This is a genomic window from Billgrantia sp. C5P2 (genome assembly GCF_051062895.2).
Map to the genome: position 1 here is coordinate 2754409 of NZ_CM128542.1, position 17528 is coordinate 2771936.

Here is a 17528-nt window from a genome sequence, read left to right on the forward strand (position 1 = left end):
TCTCGGGCCTCGCCAACGACGAGGCCCGTTTCGTTGCTGCGGCCTGGCTCAGCGCTGGGTCATGGCTTCGAGCGTGGCCGCCAGTGCCACGGTGAGCCTGGTCATGGTGGTGTAATCGAGGCGGTCGTGGGTGTCACTGGGGCCATGATAGTAAGGATTGCGAAAATTAGCCGTGTCCGTCAGCATCATGGCGGGGATGTCCTTCTGCCAGAAAGCCCAGTGATCCGATCGGCGGATATCGCCGAGCTGCGGCGGCGCCGTCACCCCTTCGGAGGGCACTTCGGCGTGGCGGCGAAACGCACCAATGGCCCGATGGAGCAGGCGGCGCGACTCCAGGTTGCTGACGAAGGCGAGGAAATCGCCCGTATCCGGATAGAAACGGTCGAGCGGGAAAGGGTAGGTCTGGCTGCCTGGTTCGTTGCTGAAGTAGCCGAGCATTTCCAGCGAGATCATACCCACGATGTCCCGCCCCTCGGCACCGGCCTGCTGGACGTAGCGCAGGCTGCCCATCGCCTCGCTACCGAAGAACGGAATTTCCTCGTTGACGAACGCCACCAGGTGCAGGGAACGGTCGAGCTCGGCGTCGCGCAGGAGATGCGCCAGTTCGATCAGTACGGCGACACCGGAGGCATTGTCATCGGCCCCCGGGCTGCCTCGTACCGTATCGTAGTGCGCACCTACTACCAGCACTTCCTCCGCCAGTCGCCCACCCGGCAGGACCACCTCGATGTTATGGAACATCCGACTACCGGTCGGCACGGCCTGCCGCCGCGGCCGATGCCCAGCCGCCTGGAAGGAGCGCTCGATATAGTCGCCCGCTGCCTGCAGGGCTTCCGGTCGCCAATAGTGGCGCTCGCCGATTTCCTGCGATAGAGCCTGCACGTGGGAGCGGAGACGCTCGCGCAGGGATTCGCCCTCTTCCCCCAACGGGGCGGACTCACCGCGAAAGGACGTTCCCGGCATGTACAGCACCAGCCCGTATCCTCCCGCCAGCGCCATCAGCGCTAGAAGCGTAAGCGCACCCAGCAATAACGTCAGGAGCGAGCGCCTGCGCCTCACCATGCGCTCCTATCGGCGCCCCAGTCATCACCCTGCCACTCGTTTCGCCTGCTTCCGCTCATCGCCCCTCCCTGGCCTTGTTTCCCTTCCCTGGTCAAGATAGGTGCCCGGCATATGGCTGAACAGGAGAATCGCTACTGCATCTTGCGGCTCGCGGCGAAATCGTTGAATGGTTCGGCCTGGCATACCCGGTTACGCCCGCAGGCCTTGGCCCGGTAGAGTGCTTCATCCAGGCGCTTGTAGCATTGCGCTTCCGACTCATCGGGCTCCAGCTCGGCAACACCGAAGCTGCTGGTAATGCCGGGAACGGGGGCGAAGTCCTCCTCCTCCACCGCTCGACGCAGGCGCTCGGCCAACGTCACGGCGCCAGCCAGCGGCGTGCCTGGCAGCAACAGCATGAACTCCTCGCCACCCCAGCGGGCTAGCACGTCCACTTCGCGCAGCAGCGCACTGCAGGTGCGCACCAACTTGCCCAGCACCATATCGCCCACGCTGTGACCGTAGGTGTCGTTCACACGCTTGAAGTGATCGATGTCGAACATGACCAGGCTCGAGGGCCGGCCGTCGCGGCGAGCTTCCTGCCGCTCGCGCGCCAGCAGGTCGATGAAGCGGTTGCGGTTGACCGCCCCGGTCAGCGGGTCGTGGCCGGCATGATACTCGAGCTCCGCCTGGTAGCGCTTGGCCTGGCTGATGTCACGCATGATGGTGGCGATGCTTTCGACTCTGCCGCTCTGGTCTCGACGGGCGATGATCAGCTGCGAGACGGGAATTTCGCCATTGCGCCCCAGCACGGCGGTCTCTGCATACCAATGGCCGTGTTCGACGGCATAGGGGATGCCCTTCTCCTGGATCAGCCGGCGCGCCCATAGCGGGTGCGCGGCTATCAGCGCTTCCGATAGCGCTTCGGGAAGAATGCCCAGCTGCTCACGACCCGCCTTGTTGAGATAGACGACTCGCTGCTCGGCATCGGCAATCGTGACGATATCCGGCGACGCGTCCAACAAGTGGGTCAACCTGTCCTGGTTGACCTGAGCGGCGTGACGCGCCGTCACGTCCTCGACGATACCGCTGTAATCGACGCTGCCGTCCGAGGCGGTCTTGCGGTAAGCAGTGACTTCGGCATGGATGAGACGGCCCTTGAGGCTACGCAAGTTCAGCGGGCGGCGGATCACGGCGCCATCACGCTCGAGGTCCGTCATGAACTCACCGACCTGCTTGGGACACTCGTAGAGAGAGGTGATCCGTGCAGCGAAGAGTGCCTCGCGTGAATCCGCCTCGAAGATGCGCAGCATGGCGGGATTGGCAGCAGTGAACCGCCCTTTCGGCCCCGCCGTGTGGCGGTAGATGCCCACCGGCAGGTCGTGGAACAGATGGTTGTAGCCCTCCAACTGGGCGCAGTAGCGCTTTTCGTCGGTCACGTCGACGATGATCGAATGCAGGTATTCGCGGCCCTGCAGAAACACTGGCCCAGAATAGACGTGGACATCGCGAATCTCGCCATTGGCCAAGCGATGGCGGAATTCGAAGAAGAGCTGCTGGCAGGACTCTGCCCTGGCCAAGCTGGCATGCACCTCGTCGCTGCTCTGGCAATTGATGTCGGTGATCTTCAGACGCTTGAGGGCAGCGAGCGAATAGCCGTAGAACGCCACGGCAGAGGCATTGGCATCGACGATGCGTCCGTCGGAAGGATCGATCAGCAGCTTGATCGCCGGGTTGGTATTGAACATCTGCTTGTAGAAGGAGTCGCTCTCCAGGCGGGCGCCTTCCGCCAATGGAACCAGCGTCAGCTGCCACGCGTCCTGGCCTTGCCAGGTGGCACGACGCAGCAACGCCTCGAAGGGCGGCTTGCCATCGACCCCCTGGCACGTAACGCTGGCTTCGATGGGTTCCGGCTGGGCCAGGGCGATTTCGAGCGCCTGCCGATCGGCATCGCCAAAGCGTTGCAGCAGTGACTGGTCGTCGATACCGTCGGCAAGTTCGAAATAATGGCGGGCGGCATCGTTGGCATAGAGCAACCGCCACTCCCGCTCAACGCGAGCGACCAGTACCGGTAATGGCAGCACATCGAGAAGACGGCTCAAGTCGTCGCCAACCGATGCCGTCGAGTTACCTTCGTTCACAGCCGGATCCCTTGCGTATCGACGCTTTTGCCAGAATCGCCAAGGACCGTCATCTGTCCAGGAATCTGAAACTAGCGCCTTATAATAGTCGTTATTTCTAGTGGCATGTACGAGCTGAGCCGAAATCAGGATTTGAACTACTACTTACAGATTAGGCCTTCCTGGCGCGAATTAACAGATTCCGTGGGGTCAATTCCGAAGCACAGAACGTCCCTATTTCCACTGCATATCCCGACTCTTTCATCAGTAAAGCACGATCCAATACCAGCCATGTTTCCAACGGTCGCCGAAACAGGTGACGTACCAGTTCCATACGCTTCACTTCGGCCTGTCGCTGCCAGCCCGCCCGCTCGTAGGGCGTCAGATCGAGAGAGTCAGGCACAACGAGCCCCTTGAGTTGCGCCGCCCAATGGCAGAAGGCACCGAAGCTTTCGGGCATGCGGCCATAAGCCAGGCTGGGCACCGGCAGGTAGCCGTCCTCGCCGCGCAGCTCGCGCTGCAGCTCGTCGAAGCCCAGCCGCCAAGCATTGGCCTGCTCGCGGTGTCGGCGCACCCCTCTTGGAGCGGTGACGGTCTCCTGCACCGCCAGTGTCAGATCGTTGCGCTCGAGATGCAGCGAGTGCCTGACACACAGCTCGCGCCCTCGCCGGGAAACGGGACGGTAGTCGGCTTCCCGGGTACGGTGATAGCAGCACGGTGCGAGAGTCATCGCACTGCCTGATGCCGCTGTCAGCTCGAGCAGCCGCAGGTGCAGGTCACCGCAAGCGTGCAGGGCAACGACATGCGTCTGCGGGGTAAGAAAACGACCGGTTTCGACTGCCATGACGTCCTGCTGCTGCATATGCACGGGCGCCTGCTGTGCTGACGCCAAACGCCGCCCCTCCTCACACAGCGACGCCTGCCACTCCAGAGCGATGACCTCGGCGGAGTGACAGCGGGCCAGTGCCCGGGCGAGATGCCCCTTGCCGGCACACCAATCCAGCAGGGTGTCTTGCGGGGCCGCCTTGAGGTGTCGAGCGAAAGCCTCGATCTGTTGCCATTTGCGGCCTCCCACATGCTGACCCCAGGCTTGAGGCAGCGGCACGGCCTCGTCAGCGAGCGGCGGCAGACGTACCAGTTCGGCCATTTCGGCGACCGGCAGCCAGTCTCTCAGCGGCGAGTCGTGCCAGGGGTTGGCCTGAAGGCGTTCCACCTGGAGATCGTCCAGCCTCAGCAATACGTCGGCCAGGTCCGGATATAACTCTTGCCACGGGGGACGTCGATACATGAACGGCGCCGGGCGCCAGAGCGACTGCCACTCGGCCAATAGCGACGTGAGTCGGGCAAAGCGCGGCTCAGTACTCGATGCGGGATGCTTCGGCATCGAACTCCACCGATATGCCGATGCCTTCGTCTTCGACAGCCTCTTCCCCCAGTTCCTTCTGCAGGGCCAGGATTCCTTCCACCCTACCCGCCACATGCGCCTTGCTTCCCTGCCTATCGAAGGTGTGCAGGTTCAGGCGTACCGTAGCGTTGTCCGACGTGAACACCGGCGGCACGGCAGTGGCGCCGATGGGGTGCAGTACGTCGACCTCCGTCACTTCTCCCTCGACCAGGGTGATGCTGAGCGAAAGCGAATCTCGTACCCGCCAGTCATCGGCCTCGACGAAGCCGACCAGATCGATCTGAACCTGATCGCCGAGCTCGGTGAAGGTGGCATTGGAGTCGGCGTCCTGGCTCACGATGAACCATTCGCGCTCCTCCCCGTCGAGCAATCCCACCATGTTGCCGATGATCTCGGGCTCTTGCGGCGTACTGGCCGCGGCTGGAATGGCCAGTGCCAGTGCCAGTGGGCCTAGCCAACCCCACAGCGCGTGTTTACCCTTCATGTTTCCCCCTCGCCGTCGCTCGGCTCGCCTGCAGCCGTTCGGCGGCCATTCTCAAGGGCACCCGGTTACCTGACAAGCCCCAGGCGTTCGTGCCACTCCGCCAGGCTCTCGTCCGGGTAGTGCTCGAAGCGCTTGTCGCTCGGCCGGATGTCCGGCTCGACCCAGTTGGCCTTGCTATCCAGCAAAAGATGAACCCGCTCGGGCGGCACCGGCAGGGGCGTGTCGATGGCCGAGGCAAAGGGATGCACCAGGTCGGGCCAGCTCGGATCGTAGACCCACAGGGCACTGCCGCAGCGGGAACAGAAGTGCCGCTCGCCCGAACTTGGCTGGCCATCGATCACGGCGTGGTAGACCGAGATGCTCGATTCGCCTGTCACCCGCAGCGTGGCGTATTCGCCGCCCAGGTTGATGGCGTAGCCGCCGCCTCCCGCGGTCTTGCGACAGATCGAGCAGTAGCAGCGCTGATAGGGATAGGGATGCGGCGATTCGAGTTCGAACGTGACTGCGCCACAGTGACAGGAGCCTTGCAGGAGCATGGAATGGCCTCGCTGGTACGACGTGCGTGTTCATTCAGCGTAGCTGCTGTGGTGGCTCTGACGAGACATGCCCCAGGAGGAACGTTACGTCACGCCATGACGAAGTGGTAAGGTCTTGACAGCCTCTGTCGTACATTACTTACAAGGGCTCATCCCCCTCAGGCGCAAGGACAAGACGATGATCGACCTCTGGACCTGGAGCACGCCCAACGGCCGCAAGGTTTCCATCCTGCTCGAAGAGCTGGGCCTGCCCTATCGCACCCACGCCGTGGACATCACCCAGGGCGAGCAGCACGAGGCGGAATTCCTCGCGGTCAGTCCCAACAACAAGATTCCGGCCATTCGCGATGACGATACCGGCATGACGCTGATGGAATCGGGAGCCATCCTGATCTATCTGGCGGAGAAGACAGGGCGCTTCCTGCCCACTGGGTTCGAGCAGCGCCATCGCACCCTGGAGTGGCTGATGTGGCAGATGGGCGGCCTTGGCCCCTTCCTCGGCCAGGCGCACCACTTCCTGCAGTTCAACCCCGGCAAGGCGCCCTACGCCGAGGAGCGCTTCCATGGCGAGGCCAAGCGTCTCTACCGCGTGCTGGATACCCGCCTGGCCGACAACGCCTACCTGGCCGGCGACGAGTACACCATTGCCGATATCGCCTGCTGGCCCTGGGTGTCGCGCTACGAGTGGCAGCGTATCGATCTCGCCGACTATCCCAATGTGAAGCGCTGGTATGTCGAGATCGCCAGCCGCCCGGCGGTGCAGCGCGGCTACCAGGTGCCCAAGAAAGTCAACGAGATCCCACTGCCATGAGTGATGGGCCCTTGTCTGGAACCGGCACGGCACCGAGAAGCATCCTGGTTACCGGGTGCTCCAGCGGTATCGGCCATGCCGCTGCGCACGCCCTGGTACAGCGCGGCTGGCGGGTCTTTGCCACCGCTCGCCACCGGGAGGATCTCGATCGGCTGCGCCGGGAGGGGCTCGAGGCCGTGCCCCTGGAACTCGCCTCGAGCGAGTCCATCTCCGCCTGCGTGAGGCAGGTGCTCGAACGCACCGGTGGACGGCTCGACGCCCTGTTCAACAATGCCGGTTACGGCCAGCCGGGGGCTGTGGAGGATCTCACGCGGGATGTGCTGCGCACCCAGTTGGAAACCAACCTGCTGGGCACTCATGAGCTCACCTCGCGAATCATCCCGGTCATGCGCGAACAGGGTGCCGGGCGTATCGTGCAGAACAGCTCGGTACTCGGCTTTGCCGGCCTGCCTTACCGCGGGGCCTATGTGTGCTCCAAGTTCGCCCTGGAGGGTCTGACCGACACCCTGCGCCAGGAGCTGTACGGTAGCGGTATCCACGTCAGCCTGATCGAGCCCGGCCCCATTGCCAGCCGCTTCCGCGAGAATGCCTATCGCGCCTTTCTCGCCAACATCGATACCCGGCATAGTTATCATCGCGATACCTACCGCGCCGTGGAAGCCCGCTTGGCGGGCAAGGGCCCTTCAAGCGGCGCCTTCACCCTGGGTGCAGATGCCGTGGTCGACAAGCTGGTCCATGCCCTGGAGAGCCGGCGCCCCAAACCGCGTTATCATGTCACCCTGCCGACCCACCTGTTCGGCGTGCTGAAGCGGTTGCTCACCACGCGGGGCATGGATTGGGTGTTGTTGGCGTCGACGCGCGACGAGCGCAGAACCTAGCCTGCCATTCGATCAAAGGAAGGAGAAACACTTGGGTCGACTCATCTCGCTGCTTTTCATTGCCGCTCTCGCCTATGGCGGCCTCTATCTCTATTACGGTCATGTCGTCAGGCAGGCCATCGACGAGCAGCTCGAAGCACGCGGCCTCGATGCGCTGGAGGTGCAGCGAATCGACTATGACCCGCTGGCCCCCGTCAGCAACGAGGCCACGATACGAGCGGAAGTCAGCTACCGCGGCGCCGATGCCACGGTCACCATACGCCTCCAGGGCCATCCGATCTTCTCGGACGAGATGCGTATGGAGCTCGACGGCCTGCAAAACCTGCGGCTGAGGTTCGGGGCGGGCGGATAACGGCCAAGGAAACGCCCAGCCTGGGCTTTCGGTGTCGAAGGCCCTGCATGTTAAGCTGCGCGTTCTTGCATGACACTCACTTGGGCGGCACGCACGCCAACCCTTCATACAGGAGCACGATATGGCCAGGGCAACTGCACGGCACATTCTGGTAAACGACGAAGCGAAGTGTGAGGCCCTCAAGGCCGAGATCGAGGGCGGTCGCGATTTCGCCGAAGTCGCACGCGAGCACTCGAGCTGCCCCTCTGGCCGCCAAGGCGGCGATCTCGGGAGCTTCGGCCCGGGCCAGATGGTGCGCGAATTCGACGAAGTGGTGTTCTCCGGCGAATTGAACAAGGTGCACGGCCCGGTGAAGACCCAGTTCGGCTATCATCTGCTGGAAATCACCAGCCGCAGTTGAAGCCCGGCGCCGGGGCGGCCGCCCCGGCATGCCCTTGCAAAGCCGCCGTGCCTGCCACGGCGGCTTTGTCGTTTCCCCATGGGCCAACCTTGACCTCGCGAAAGCCTGGCCTGCTACCTTTAGGCATCCATGCAGGCAATAAGGAGCAGGATGTGACAAGGATGCAACACGAGCAGGATGCTCTTTTTCGCGATCGAGTGCCCGACCCGCCGCAAGGCAAGCAACGCATCAAGTGGTACGGTCCCGGCTTGCTGTGGATGCTCTCTGCCGTGGGTACCGGCTCGATACTCTTCACTCCGCGCGTGGCCTCCGCCTACGAGTACCAGTTGCTGTGGATACTGCTCCTCGTGGTGCTGTTCATGTGGGTCATGATTCGTGAGATGGCGCGCTATTCCATCGTGACTGGCCAGACCATGCTGGAAGGCATGCACACCCTGAGCGGGCCGAGGAACTGGGCCGTGTGGGTCATCTTCGTGCCGCAGCTACTGGCGGCGGCAATCGGTATCGCCGGCCTCGCCGCCGTCGTCGGTAGCGCACTGGGTGAGTTTCTGCCCGGCTCCAACACGCTGTACGCCATGGCCATGGTGGCGACCTCCACGCTGTTCACCGCCAGCGGGCGTTACTCGCTGATCGAGACCTTCAGCCGTGTGATGGCCCTGGCGCTGATGATAATGGCCATCATCACGGCGGTGATCGTCTTTCCCGACGTGGCACGCATTGCCCAGGGGCTGACTTTTAGCTGGCCGCACGACCCCGACCTCTACGTGGTCCTGCCTTGGGTAGGCACTATCCTGGCCGGCTCCATGGGCATCGTCTGGTTCGGCTACTGGACCGCCACCCGCGGCTTCGGCGGCGGGCTACAGAGCCGCGAACCCGACGACGAGATGCCCGACGACTCACGCAAGGAGATGAGCAGGACCCTCCCCAAGCCCCATGACACCCGTATCGACCACCTGAGGAAGTGGATCCGCACCATGACCATGACCGCGGCACTCGGCGTGGTCGGCGGCTTGGTGGTGATCTTCTCCTTCCTGGTGCTGGGCGCCGAGCTGCTGGCACCGGAGGGCATCATGCCCGAGGGACCGGAGGTCGCAGTGGACCTGACCAACATTTTCTCTGACGTGTGGGGCGAAGTTGGCCGCTATGTGCTGCTGGCCGCGATCGTCATCGCCTTGGGCGGTAGCATCCTGGCCAACCAGGACGGCTGGGGGCGCAGCTTTGCCGACATGACACTGATCGTGACCCGCAGCCACCGCGAGACCGGAAAGCCGAGCCTGCTGTCGAAGAGCCTGAATGCCCTCGACCGGTGGCTGCCATGGCCCATGTTCGAGCGGCGCTGGCTCAAGCGGCTGTACATCGTCAGCGTGACCGGCATCGTTCCGCTGCTCATCCTGCTTGCCTTCAGCGATCCGGTGCAGGTCATGTCCGTTTCAGGCATCATTGCGGCAGCCCATACGCCCTTCATTGCCCTGGCGGCCCTCTACGTCAACCGGACCCGCCTGCCACCGCAACTGCGGCCGGGAGGGCTGGCCACCATCACCATGACTGCTGCCGGCCTGTTCTACCTCGGCTTTGCGGTGCTCTATGTATTGAACATGGCTGGCGTGATGGGCGGCTGAAGCAAACGGCAAGGCGACGACGGCGCCCGGCGTGGGCTTCGCAACACGAACCCTGCGTCAGGCACCTGCACGCGCTAGGATAGGGCAATGTCGATTCGCACTCACCGAGACAGGGACGCCGCATGACCCTTTCAGTCAATCCCTTGCCGATCACCATGCCGCAGCAGGACAGCACCGAGGGTGGCAACGGCGGAGCCGGCACGCCGATCATCCAGGTCGAGAAGCTCTCCAAGACCTATGGCGACGGCTTCCAGGCGCTCAAGGAGGTGGATCTGACGATCCGCCGCGGCGAGATCTTCGCCCTGCTCGGCCCCAACGGGGCCGGCAAGACTACGTTGATCAGCGTGATCTGCGGATTGGTCAATGCCAGTGGCGGCAGCGTCCGGGTCGATGGCTACGACAACGTGGCCCAGTATCGCGAAGCCCGCGAACGCATCGGCCTGGTGCCCCAGGAGCTGACCAACGAGGCCTTCACCACGGTGTGGGACACCGTCAGCTTCAGTCGTGGCCTGTTCGGCAAGCCCCAGGACCCCGCTCACATCGAGAACGTGCTGCGCGCCCTGACGCTGTGGGACAAGCGCGACAACCGCCTGCTGGAGCTATCGGGCGGCATGAAGCGCCGCGTGCTGATCGCCAAGGCGCTCTCTCATCAGCCGCAGGTGCTGTTTCTCGACGAGCCCACCGCCGGGGTCGACGTGGAGCTGCGCCGTGAGATGTGGGAAGTGGTACGCGGCCTGCGCGACCAGGGCGTGACCATCATCCTCACCACTCATTACATCGAGGAAGCCGAAGAGATGGCCGACCGTATCGGCGTGATCCGGCGCGGCGAACTGGTGCTGGTGGAAAACAAGACCAGCCTGATGCAGCAGTTGGGGCGCAAGGAGCTGACCCTGCATCTCGCCTCGCCGTTGGAGGCAGTGCCCGCCGCCTTGGTCGGTCACGATCTGGAACTGGGCGAAGAGGGCCATGCGCTGGTCTACACCTACGACGTCACCCGCGTGGACGAGGGTACCGGCATCGCCGGATTGCTGGCGGACCTGGAAGCGACCGGCATTCGCGTCAAGGACCTGCATACACGGCAGAGTTCGCTTGAGGAGATCTTCGTCAACCTGGTCAGGGAGAGCGCATGAACCTGCAGTCGGTCAAGACCATCTACCAGGCCGAGATGGCCCGCAGCCTGCGCACCGTACTGCAGAGCATCGTCTCGCCGGTAGTCTCTACCTCGCTCTACTTCGTGGTGTTCGGCGCCGCCATCGGCTCACGCATCAGCGAAGTCGATGGCGTAAGCTACGGCGCCTTCATCGTGCCCGGGCTGATCATGCTGATGCTGCTGACACAGAGCGTCTCGACGGCCTCGTTCGGCATTTTCTTCCCACGTTTTTCCGGCTCGATCTACGAGATTCTCTCGGCGCCGATCTCCTATCTCGAGATCGTGCTCGGTTTCGTCGGCGCCGCGGCGACGAAGTCGGTCATCCTGGGGTTGATCGTGCTCGGCACGGCGCGCCTCTTCGTTCCCTTCTCCATTCAGTATCCGTTGATGATGCTGCTGTTCCTGATTCTCACCGCGCTGACCTTCAGCCTGCTCGGCTTCATCATCGGCATCTGGGCCGATGGCTTCGAGAAGTTGCAACTGGTGCCGCTGCTGATCGTCACGCCGCTGACGTTCCTCGGCGGCACTTTTTATTCCATCGACATGCTGCCGCCCTTCTGGCAAGCCGTGACCCTGCTCAACCCGGTGGTCTACCTGGTCAGCGGCTTCCGCTGGAGCTTCTACGGCACCGGTGATGTCAGCATCTGGGCCAGCCTCGCCATCATCACGCTGTTCCTCGGTATTGCACTAGCGGTCATCAACTGGATCTTCCGCACCGGTTATCGCCTCAAGCCCTGAGCCAGGCCAGGTGTTTGGCGTTTGGGCATAGTTCCGCCTGGCGCTCATCGCGGTTCTTGACCATCATGCTAAAGCCTTACCTTTTCGTTACAGTGGCGTAAGGGAGGAGCAGGTGCATTACCAGTCAGTTCAGGAAAAAACCAAGAAGAGCCGTTGAATGGTGTCAGGCGACCTAGGCACCATCTCTCAAGGGAATCACCGATGACTGCTGGCCAGAACGAGGCTGGGGAGGGGGCTTCGCTCGATTGGCGCGACGAGTTCCAGGACTCGTCGCTGGAGACCCTTTTTCGCCGTACCATGCAGATTCAGGATGCGGAACAGCTTTGCCGAGCGCTGTGGATCGTCGCTGGCATCTTTCTGCTCTTCATCGTGGCGGATTATCTGCTGCTCGGCCCCGGAGCCGGGTTCCTGGCCTTGGCCGCCATACGTATCGGCGTCGCGCTCTGCTGCCTGGCACTGGCGCGCCTCGTGGGCCGTCACCCGGCCCACGCCCATCGGCCACTACCGCTCAATCTGGTCTATTTTGCCGCCAGTACCGGCCTGCTGCTGACGATTCTTCTCCACCCTGGCAGTATCGGTCTGCACGTTTCCAGCATCGTGGTGGCAAGCCTAGCCATCTATCTCCTGGTTCCCAATCGCTTGCCGTGGATCTTGGCCTGGAGCAGCTACCTGGCGTTCGGATTCGTTCTGGTAGCCGCATTGTGGAAGCCACTCTCGCCCGGGATGCTGGCAAGCATTATTCTGATACTCGGCTTCGCCAACCTGATGGGCTGGTTGACCTATAGCCGTCTCAACCGGCTGCAGCGCAGGCAATTCGCGTTGCTGGTGGATGAGCGTGAAGCCAACCGCAGGCTGCAGAAGGAGATCGAAGAGCGCCAACTGCTGGAGGCCCAATTGCGGCACATGGCCAGTACCGATCCGCTGACCGGCATTGCCAACCGACGCCACTTCTTCGAGCAAGCAGAGCGAGAATTTCACCGTGCCCAGCGGGAAGGCACCCCACTGGCCATCTGCATGGTCGACATCGATCTATTCAAGACTCTCAACGACCACCACGGCCATGCCGTCGGCGACCTGGTGCTGACCACCGTCGCCTCCTGCTGCGCCTCGGTGCTGCGCGAGACGGACCTCATCGGCCGCTATGGCGGTGAGGAGTTTGTCATCGCCCTCCCCCAGGCCGACCTCGAGACTGCCACCTTCATCGCCGAGCGCTTGCGTCACAAGGTGACATCCCTGCGCCTGCCAATGCTCGACGAAAATCAGCGACTCTCGGTCACGGTGGGCATCAGCCAGGTAGAGCCTGGCGAGGCGCAACTCGAGTCGGCGCTGCAACGCGCCGATGATGCGCTCTATGCCGGCAAGTCCCAAGGCCGCAACTGCGTGATCGTCGCCGGCGAGGCGCCTCGTTCCATCGTTGCCCAGGCCTGAGGACTACCTGGCCAATGGCTTGAACTCGCCCATGAGCCCGGTATGATTCGCCTTTCTGCTTTCCGGCACAGTGCTCCCGTGCCCTCTCGCAGCCTCCCTTCGCTTCGCAGGATCACAGGTCATGCCGATACAGCACTGCATCGTTCACGACATCGACAAGGCCGGAAGCGAGCAGCCCGCCAGCTTGCGGCCGGCCACCACGGAGCTGGCGGCCTCGCCGCTGATGGAGGACCTGCTCTCGCGCTTCCACGATGCCTACCATGCCAAGACCAAGGCATGGGGCCATTTTCTCGGCAAGGACGAACTCGAGGCCGCCTCGACGCCCGCCTTTGCCCAGGCGCTGTCGGTTTACCTGGATGGCGGCAGCGATTTCGGCGAATTCAGCCGCAGCGTTGCCGAGCGACTGCTACCCTTGATCGATGCCCACCTCTCGGCTTCGGGGCATCTGCTGTGCATCGACTACCGCCAGGGCGAAACGCACTACTTCAGCCTGGCGCTTCTGCACCAGCGTGACGGCTTCGGTGTCGACGCCGCCCTGCAAGTGGTGCCCGCCGCCCAGCTCAATCTGGCACGAATGAGCCTAGCTCTACGTATCAATCTCACCCAATGGCGCGAAGGCGCCGCTTCGCGCCACTACCTCTCATGGATTCACGACCGCGGCGGCAAGAAGCTCTCCGAGGACCTGGCGACCCTGCTCGGCGCCACCGAGGGCATCGACGCCACCGGCGAGACCCGCACCCTGCTAAAGGCCTTCAGTGACTTCGTGGAGCAGGAGGACATGGCCGAGGAACAGAGCCGGGAAAAAACCGAAGCACTGATAGACTATGCCAACGAACAGGCCAGCCGCGGCGAGCCGATCACACTGGAAGAGCTCTCCGAGCTGCTCGACGAACAGCAGCCCAAGGCCTTCTACGACCATATTCGCAATGCCGACTATGGCCTTTCCCCCGAGATTCCCCCCGACAAGCGCACCTTGAGGCAATTTCGCCGTTTCACCGGCCGTGCCGGAGGCATGTCGATCAGCTTCGACTCCCATCTGCTCGGCTCCAGCATCGAGTACGACGAGAGCCAGGACCGCCTAATCATCAAGCAGGTGCCCAAGCAGTTGAAGGAACAGTTGAAGCAGCGCAAGGAGTAGCGTTCGGCGTCACTCGATATCGTACGCTGCTTCCGCATTGGCCAGCCATTCGCGCAGCACCTGCTGGCCTCGCTCCTTCAGACTGAGGCCATGGCGCATGGCCTGCTCGCGCAGCTCGACCGGATCGACCTCGGCGGCAGCCAGTTCGGCGGCGTGGCCGATCAGCCAGGGTTCGATCCTGGCCGGATCCACCTCGAGATGGAACTGCAAGCCCAAGACCTGGTTGCCCAAGGCAAAGGCCTGGTGCGAGCAGGGGTGGCTGTATGCCAAGCGGGTGGCGCCGGGAGGCGTCTCGAACATGTCGCCATGCCAGTGCAGCACCACGTCGGGATTGCCGATATGTCGCAGCGGCCCCTCCTGACCTTCACGGGTCAAGTAGACATCGGCAAAGCCGATCTCCTTTTCCGGCATCGGAAACACCCTTCCACCCATTGCCCGCGCAATGAGCTGGGCCCCCAGGCAGATGCCGAGCAGCGGTCGCCCGGCATCCAGTCGATGACGAATGGCATCCAGCTCGGCGCCCAGAAAGGGGTAGAGCGCATCGTCGTTGGCGCTTATCGGCGCCCCCAGGATCACTATCAGTTCGGGGCTGTCGACATCCAGCGCCTCGAGGGCGTCCGGCCCCAGCAGGCCCGGATCGAGATAGCGAATCCGATAACCGAACTCCTCGAGAATCGGCTCGAAGATGCCCAGATCCTCGAAGGCAACGTGGCGAATGGCAACGACACTCTTCATGCGCAAGAAGCTCCTTTTCCCTTCATGACGATACGCAAATCGGCGAAGCACCTTCGCAGCATAGACAACGGCGCTTGCACGAGGCGAAAAGTTGCGTTTGCCGTACTGGCACAAAGCCGACTAGCTTGAGTGTGCAGTAACCTAATGCCGTCAATGGATTGAAGAGGGAGCCCTGGCCATGCAGGACAAGGAAGCGGCAGCCCGAGGGAAACCGCTGGTGATCATTACGGGAGCGTCGGGAGGTGTCGGCACGGCATTGACCCAGAGCCTCAAGGATGACTATTTCATCATCGGCCTGGACAGGAGCGCCGGAGAAGAAGCCGATGAAAGCTACGAATTCGACCTGACGGACGTCGACTCCATCAAGCAGGTGCTGGCCAAGATCAGCGAGCGGCACGGACGCGACATCGCTGCAGTGGTCCACCTCGCCGCCTACTTCGACTTTACCGGCGAAGAGTCGCCGCTCTATGGGAAGGTCAACGAACAGGGCACTAGGAATCTGCTCGATGCACTCGAAAGCCTGAACGTCGAGCGCTTCATCTACTCCAGTACCATGCTGGTGCACGAGCCGCAGGTGCCGGGACACAGGATCACGGAAGACACCCCCATCGGCCCCACCTGGCCCTACCCGCAGTCGAAGGCACGTACCGAAGCGGTGATTCGCGAGCATGCCACCATGCCCTTCACGCTGCTGCGCCTGGCCGGCATGTACGACGAGAAGACCAGCGTTCCCACCCTGTCGCACCAGATTGCGCGCATCTACGAGCACACTTTCAAGAGCCACTTCTACTCGGGCAATACCAACGCCGGTCAGGCCTGCGTGCACAAGGAGGACATGATCGATGCCTTTCGCCGCACCATCGACCGTCGCCGCGAGCTGCCAGAGCACAACGAGATACTCATTGGCGAGGAGCACGCCGTCAGCTACGAGGCGCTGCAGAACCGCCTGGGCGAACTGATCCACGGCAAGAAGAAGTGGAAGACCGTGGTAATGCCCAAGCCGCTGGCCAAGACCGGCGCGCTGCTCGAGGAGAAGAGCGAGCCGCTGGTGCCGGACGATTTCGACAAGGGCGAGAAGCCCTTCATTCGGCCGTTCATGATCGACATGGCGGACGATCACTACGAACTCGACATTCGTCGCGCACGGGAACAGCTTGGCTGGGAGCCGCGCCATGACGTCTTCGACGTGCTCGAAGACATTGTCGATAACCTGCTCGCAGACCCTCACGGCTGGTACGAAGCGAATGGCATCACCCCACCCGACTGGGTCGAAGAGGCCGAAGAGAAGGGCATCAACGCCGAACAGGTGCTGGAAAGTTACGAGGCCCATGCCCAGCGCGAGCACTACCGCTTCCTGTGGGCACACTTCTTCAACGTCGGCCTGGGCGCCTGGCTGGTGGCCTCCCCTGCCACGCTGGGCTATGGCGGCGCCATTGCCTACAGCGACATGGCCTCGGGTCTGCTGCTGGCGCTGTTCGGCGCCCTCTCGCTGTCGTTGAAGCTGAGCTGGGCACGCTTCGCCTGCGCAGCCGTAGGCCTTTGGGTGCTGTTCGCCCCGCTGGTGTTCTGGAGCGAAAGCGCTGCGGCCTACCTCAACGGCACCCTGGTCGGTACGTTGGCCATCGGCTGCGCGGCACTGGTGCGACCGGCACCGGGCGTGTCGCCCGCGGCGGCAATGACCGGCCCCACCATGCCGCCCGGCTGGAACAACAACCCCTCGAGCTGGTTCCAGCGCATGCCGATCATCGTGCTGGCCTTCGTCGGCTTCTTCGTCTCGCGCTATCTTGCCGCCTACCAGCTCGGCCATATCGACGCGGTGTGGGATCCTTTCTTCGCCGGTACTCGCGGCGGGCTCAACGGCACCGAGGACATCATCACCTCGGCGGCGTCCGAGGCCTGGCCGGTGCCCGATGCCGGCCTCGGCGGCATCGTCTACATGCTGGAGATCCTGCTCGGCTTCATCGGCGCGGCCAACCGCTGGCGCACCATGCCTTGGGTCGTCGCCTCGTTCGGTGTGCTGATCGTTCCTCTCGGCGTGGTCTCGGTGACCTTCATCATCATTCAGCCAATCCTGATCGGCACCTGGTGCACCCTTTGCCTGATTCAGGCCGGCGCGATGCTGCTGCAGATCGCCTACGCCTTCAATGAATTCGTCGCCACCGGCGAGTTCCTCAAGCGGCGCCACAAGGCCGGCGCCCCGGTGCTCAAGATCTTCTTCACCGGCGACACCGACGAAGGCCCCAACGAGTCGCCGGACGAGAACTTCCAGCGCAAGCCGACCACGATCATTGGCGACGCGCTCGGCACCGGTGTGAACCTGCCCTGGAACCTAGCCCTGTGCATCCTGATCGGCGCCTGGCTGATGCTGACCCGCGTTACCCTCGGCGCCGAAGGCACCCTGGCCAACTGGGACCACCTGATCGGCGCGCTGATCATCACCGTGGGCGTGGTCGCCATGGCCGAGTCGGCCCGCCCTGTGCGTTGGCTGCTGATCCCGCTGGCGGCCATGCTGTTCTTCACCCCTTTCCTGCACGGTGCCGGCATGCCGGCGATGGTCAACAGCCTGGCCTGCGGAGCGGCGGTGATCGCACTGAGCCTGCGACGCGGGCCGATCCGCGGCGAGTACGGCAGTTGGAGCCGGCTGCTGGGCTGAGCCTGCGACGTGGAGCGCCTCTGTGGGCGCTCCACGTCGCTTT

Annotated in this window: 16 protein-coding genes; 10 read left to right on the top strand and 6 right to left on the bottom strand. The window is 63.2% G+C overall.

Features of this window, described 5'->3' with window-relative positions:
* Positions 1–48: 48 nt before the first annotated feature.
* The 5 genes from ACRWQA_RS12750 to ACRWQA_RS12770 all read right to left on the bottom strand — a co-directional run bounded on the left by ACRWQA_RS12750 (position 49) and on the right by ACRWQA_RS12770 (position 5583).
* A complete protein-coding gene (locus ACRWQA_RS12750; RefSeq protein WP_434227368.1) occupies positions 49–1062 on the bottom strand; it encodes a M28 family peptidase in 1014 nt (337 codons plus the stop codon).
* 131 nt (positions 1063–1193) lie between these two features.
* Positions 1194–3140, bottom strand: coding sequence for a sensor domain-containing diguanylate cyclase (locus ACRWQA_RS12755; RefSeq protein ID WP_263583526.1), 1947 nt, complete (start codon positions 3138–3140; stop codon positions 1194–1196).
* Between the two features lie 190 nt (positions 3141–3330).
* Complete coding sequence (locus ACRWQA_RS12760; RefSeq protein WP_434227371.1) at positions 3331–4542, bottom strand: methyltransferase; 1212 nt, start codon at positions 4540–4542, stop codon at positions 3331–3333.
* Positions 4514–5047: a hypothetical protein gene (locus tag ACRWQA_RS12765; RefSeq protein WP_434227373.1), complete on the bottom strand. Its 534-nt coding sequence runs from the start codon at positions 5045–5047 to the stop codon at positions 4514–4516. The genes ACRWQA_RS12760 and ACRWQA_RS12765 overlap by 29 nt, the downstream gene beginning before the upstream one ends.
* Before the next feature lie 65 nt (positions 5048–5112).
* Positions 5113–5583: a GFA family protein gene (locus ACRWQA_RS12770; protein ID WP_263583523.1), complete on the bottom strand. Its 471-nt coding sequence runs from the start codon at positions 5581–5583 to the stop codon at positions 5113–5115.
* A 178-nt stretch (positions 5584–5761) separates the two neighbouring features.
* Here ACRWQA_RS12770 and ACRWQA_RS12775 point away from each other — a divergent pair, with 178 nt between their 5' ends.
* From ACRWQA_RS12775 to yejK, 9 genes are all read left to right on the top strand, one after another.
* Entirely contained in the window at positions 5762–6394 is a 633-nt protein-coding gene (locus ACRWQA_RS12775; protein WP_434227375.1) for a glutathione S-transferase family protein, read from the top strand.
* The gene (locus tag ACRWQA_RS12780; protein WP_263583521.1) at positions 6391–7272 is read left to right on the top strand and encodes an SDR family NAD(P)-dependent oxidoreductase; all 882 of its coding nucleotides are present in this window, start codon (positions 6391–6393) and stop codon (positions 7270–7272) included. Before ACRWQA_RS12775 ends, ACRWQA_RS12780 begins: the two co-directional genes overlap by 4 nt.
* Positions 7273–7303: 31 nt before the next feature.
* Positions 7304–7624 carry an SNARE domain-containing protein gene (locus tag ACRWQA_RS12785; protein WP_263583520.1) on the top strand — a complete coding sequence of 107 codons (321 nt, stop codon included), beginning with the start codon at positions 7304–7306 and terminating at the stop codon, positions 7622–7624.
* 121 nt (positions 7625–7745) lie between these two features.
* Complete coding sequence (locus ACRWQA_RS12790; protein WP_263583519.1) at positions 7746–8024, top strand: peptidylprolyl isomerase; 279 nt, start codon at positions 7746–7748, stop codon at positions 8022–8024.
* Positions 8025–8185: 161 nt separating this feature from the next.
* Complete coding sequence (locus tag ACRWQA_RS12795) at positions 8186–9643, top strand: Nramp family divalent metal transporter (RefSeq protein ID WP_263583949.1); 1458 nt, start codon at positions 8186–8188, stop codon at positions 9641–9643.
* 155 nt (positions 9644–9798) lie between these two features.
* Entirely contained in the window at positions 9799–10773 is a 975-nt protein-coding gene (locus ACRWQA_RS12800) for an ABC transporter ATP-binding protein (protein WP_434227431.1), read from the top strand.
* On the top strand, positions 10770–11531 hold the full coding sequence (locus ACRWQA_RS12805) for an ABC transporter permease (protein ID WP_263583518.1): 762 nt from the start codon (positions 10770–10772) through the stop codon (positions 11529–11531). Before ACRWQA_RS12800 ends, ACRWQA_RS12805 begins: the two co-directional genes overlap by 4 nt.
* A 201-nt stretch (positions 11532–11732) precedes the next feature.
* The gene (locus ACRWQA_RS12810; RefSeq protein ID WP_263583517.1) at positions 11733–12959 is read left to right on the top strand and encodes a GGDEF domain-containing protein; all 1227 of its coding nucleotides are present in this window, start codon (positions 11733–11735) and stop codon (positions 12957–12959) included.
* Between the two features lie 121 nt (positions 12960–13080).
* Entirely contained in the window at positions 13081–14097 is a 1017-nt protein-coding gene (yejK, locus tag ACRWQA_RS12815) for a nucleoid-associated protein YejK (RefSeq protein WP_263583516.1), read from the top strand.
* 9 nt (positions 14098–14106) lie between these two features.
* On the opposite strand, the gene ACRWQA_RS12820 is transcribed toward yejK, so the two are convergent.
* Positions 14107–14832 (bottom strand): glutamine amidotransferase, encoded by a 726-nt coding sequence (locus ACRWQA_RS12820; RefSeq protein ID WP_434227378.1) that lies wholly within the window; start codon positions 14830–14832, stop codon positions 14107–14109.
* 178 nt (positions 14833–15010) lie between these two features.
* Here ACRWQA_RS12820 and ACRWQA_RS12825 point away from each other — a divergent pair, with 178 nt between their 5' ends.
* Positions 15011–17485, top strand: a complete 2475-nt coding sequence (locus tag ACRWQA_RS12825; protein ID WP_434227380.1) for an NAD-dependent epimerase/dehydratase family protein — start codon at positions 15011–15013, stop codon at positions 17483–17485.
* The last annotated feature ends 43 nt before the right edge of the window (positions 17486–17528 follow it).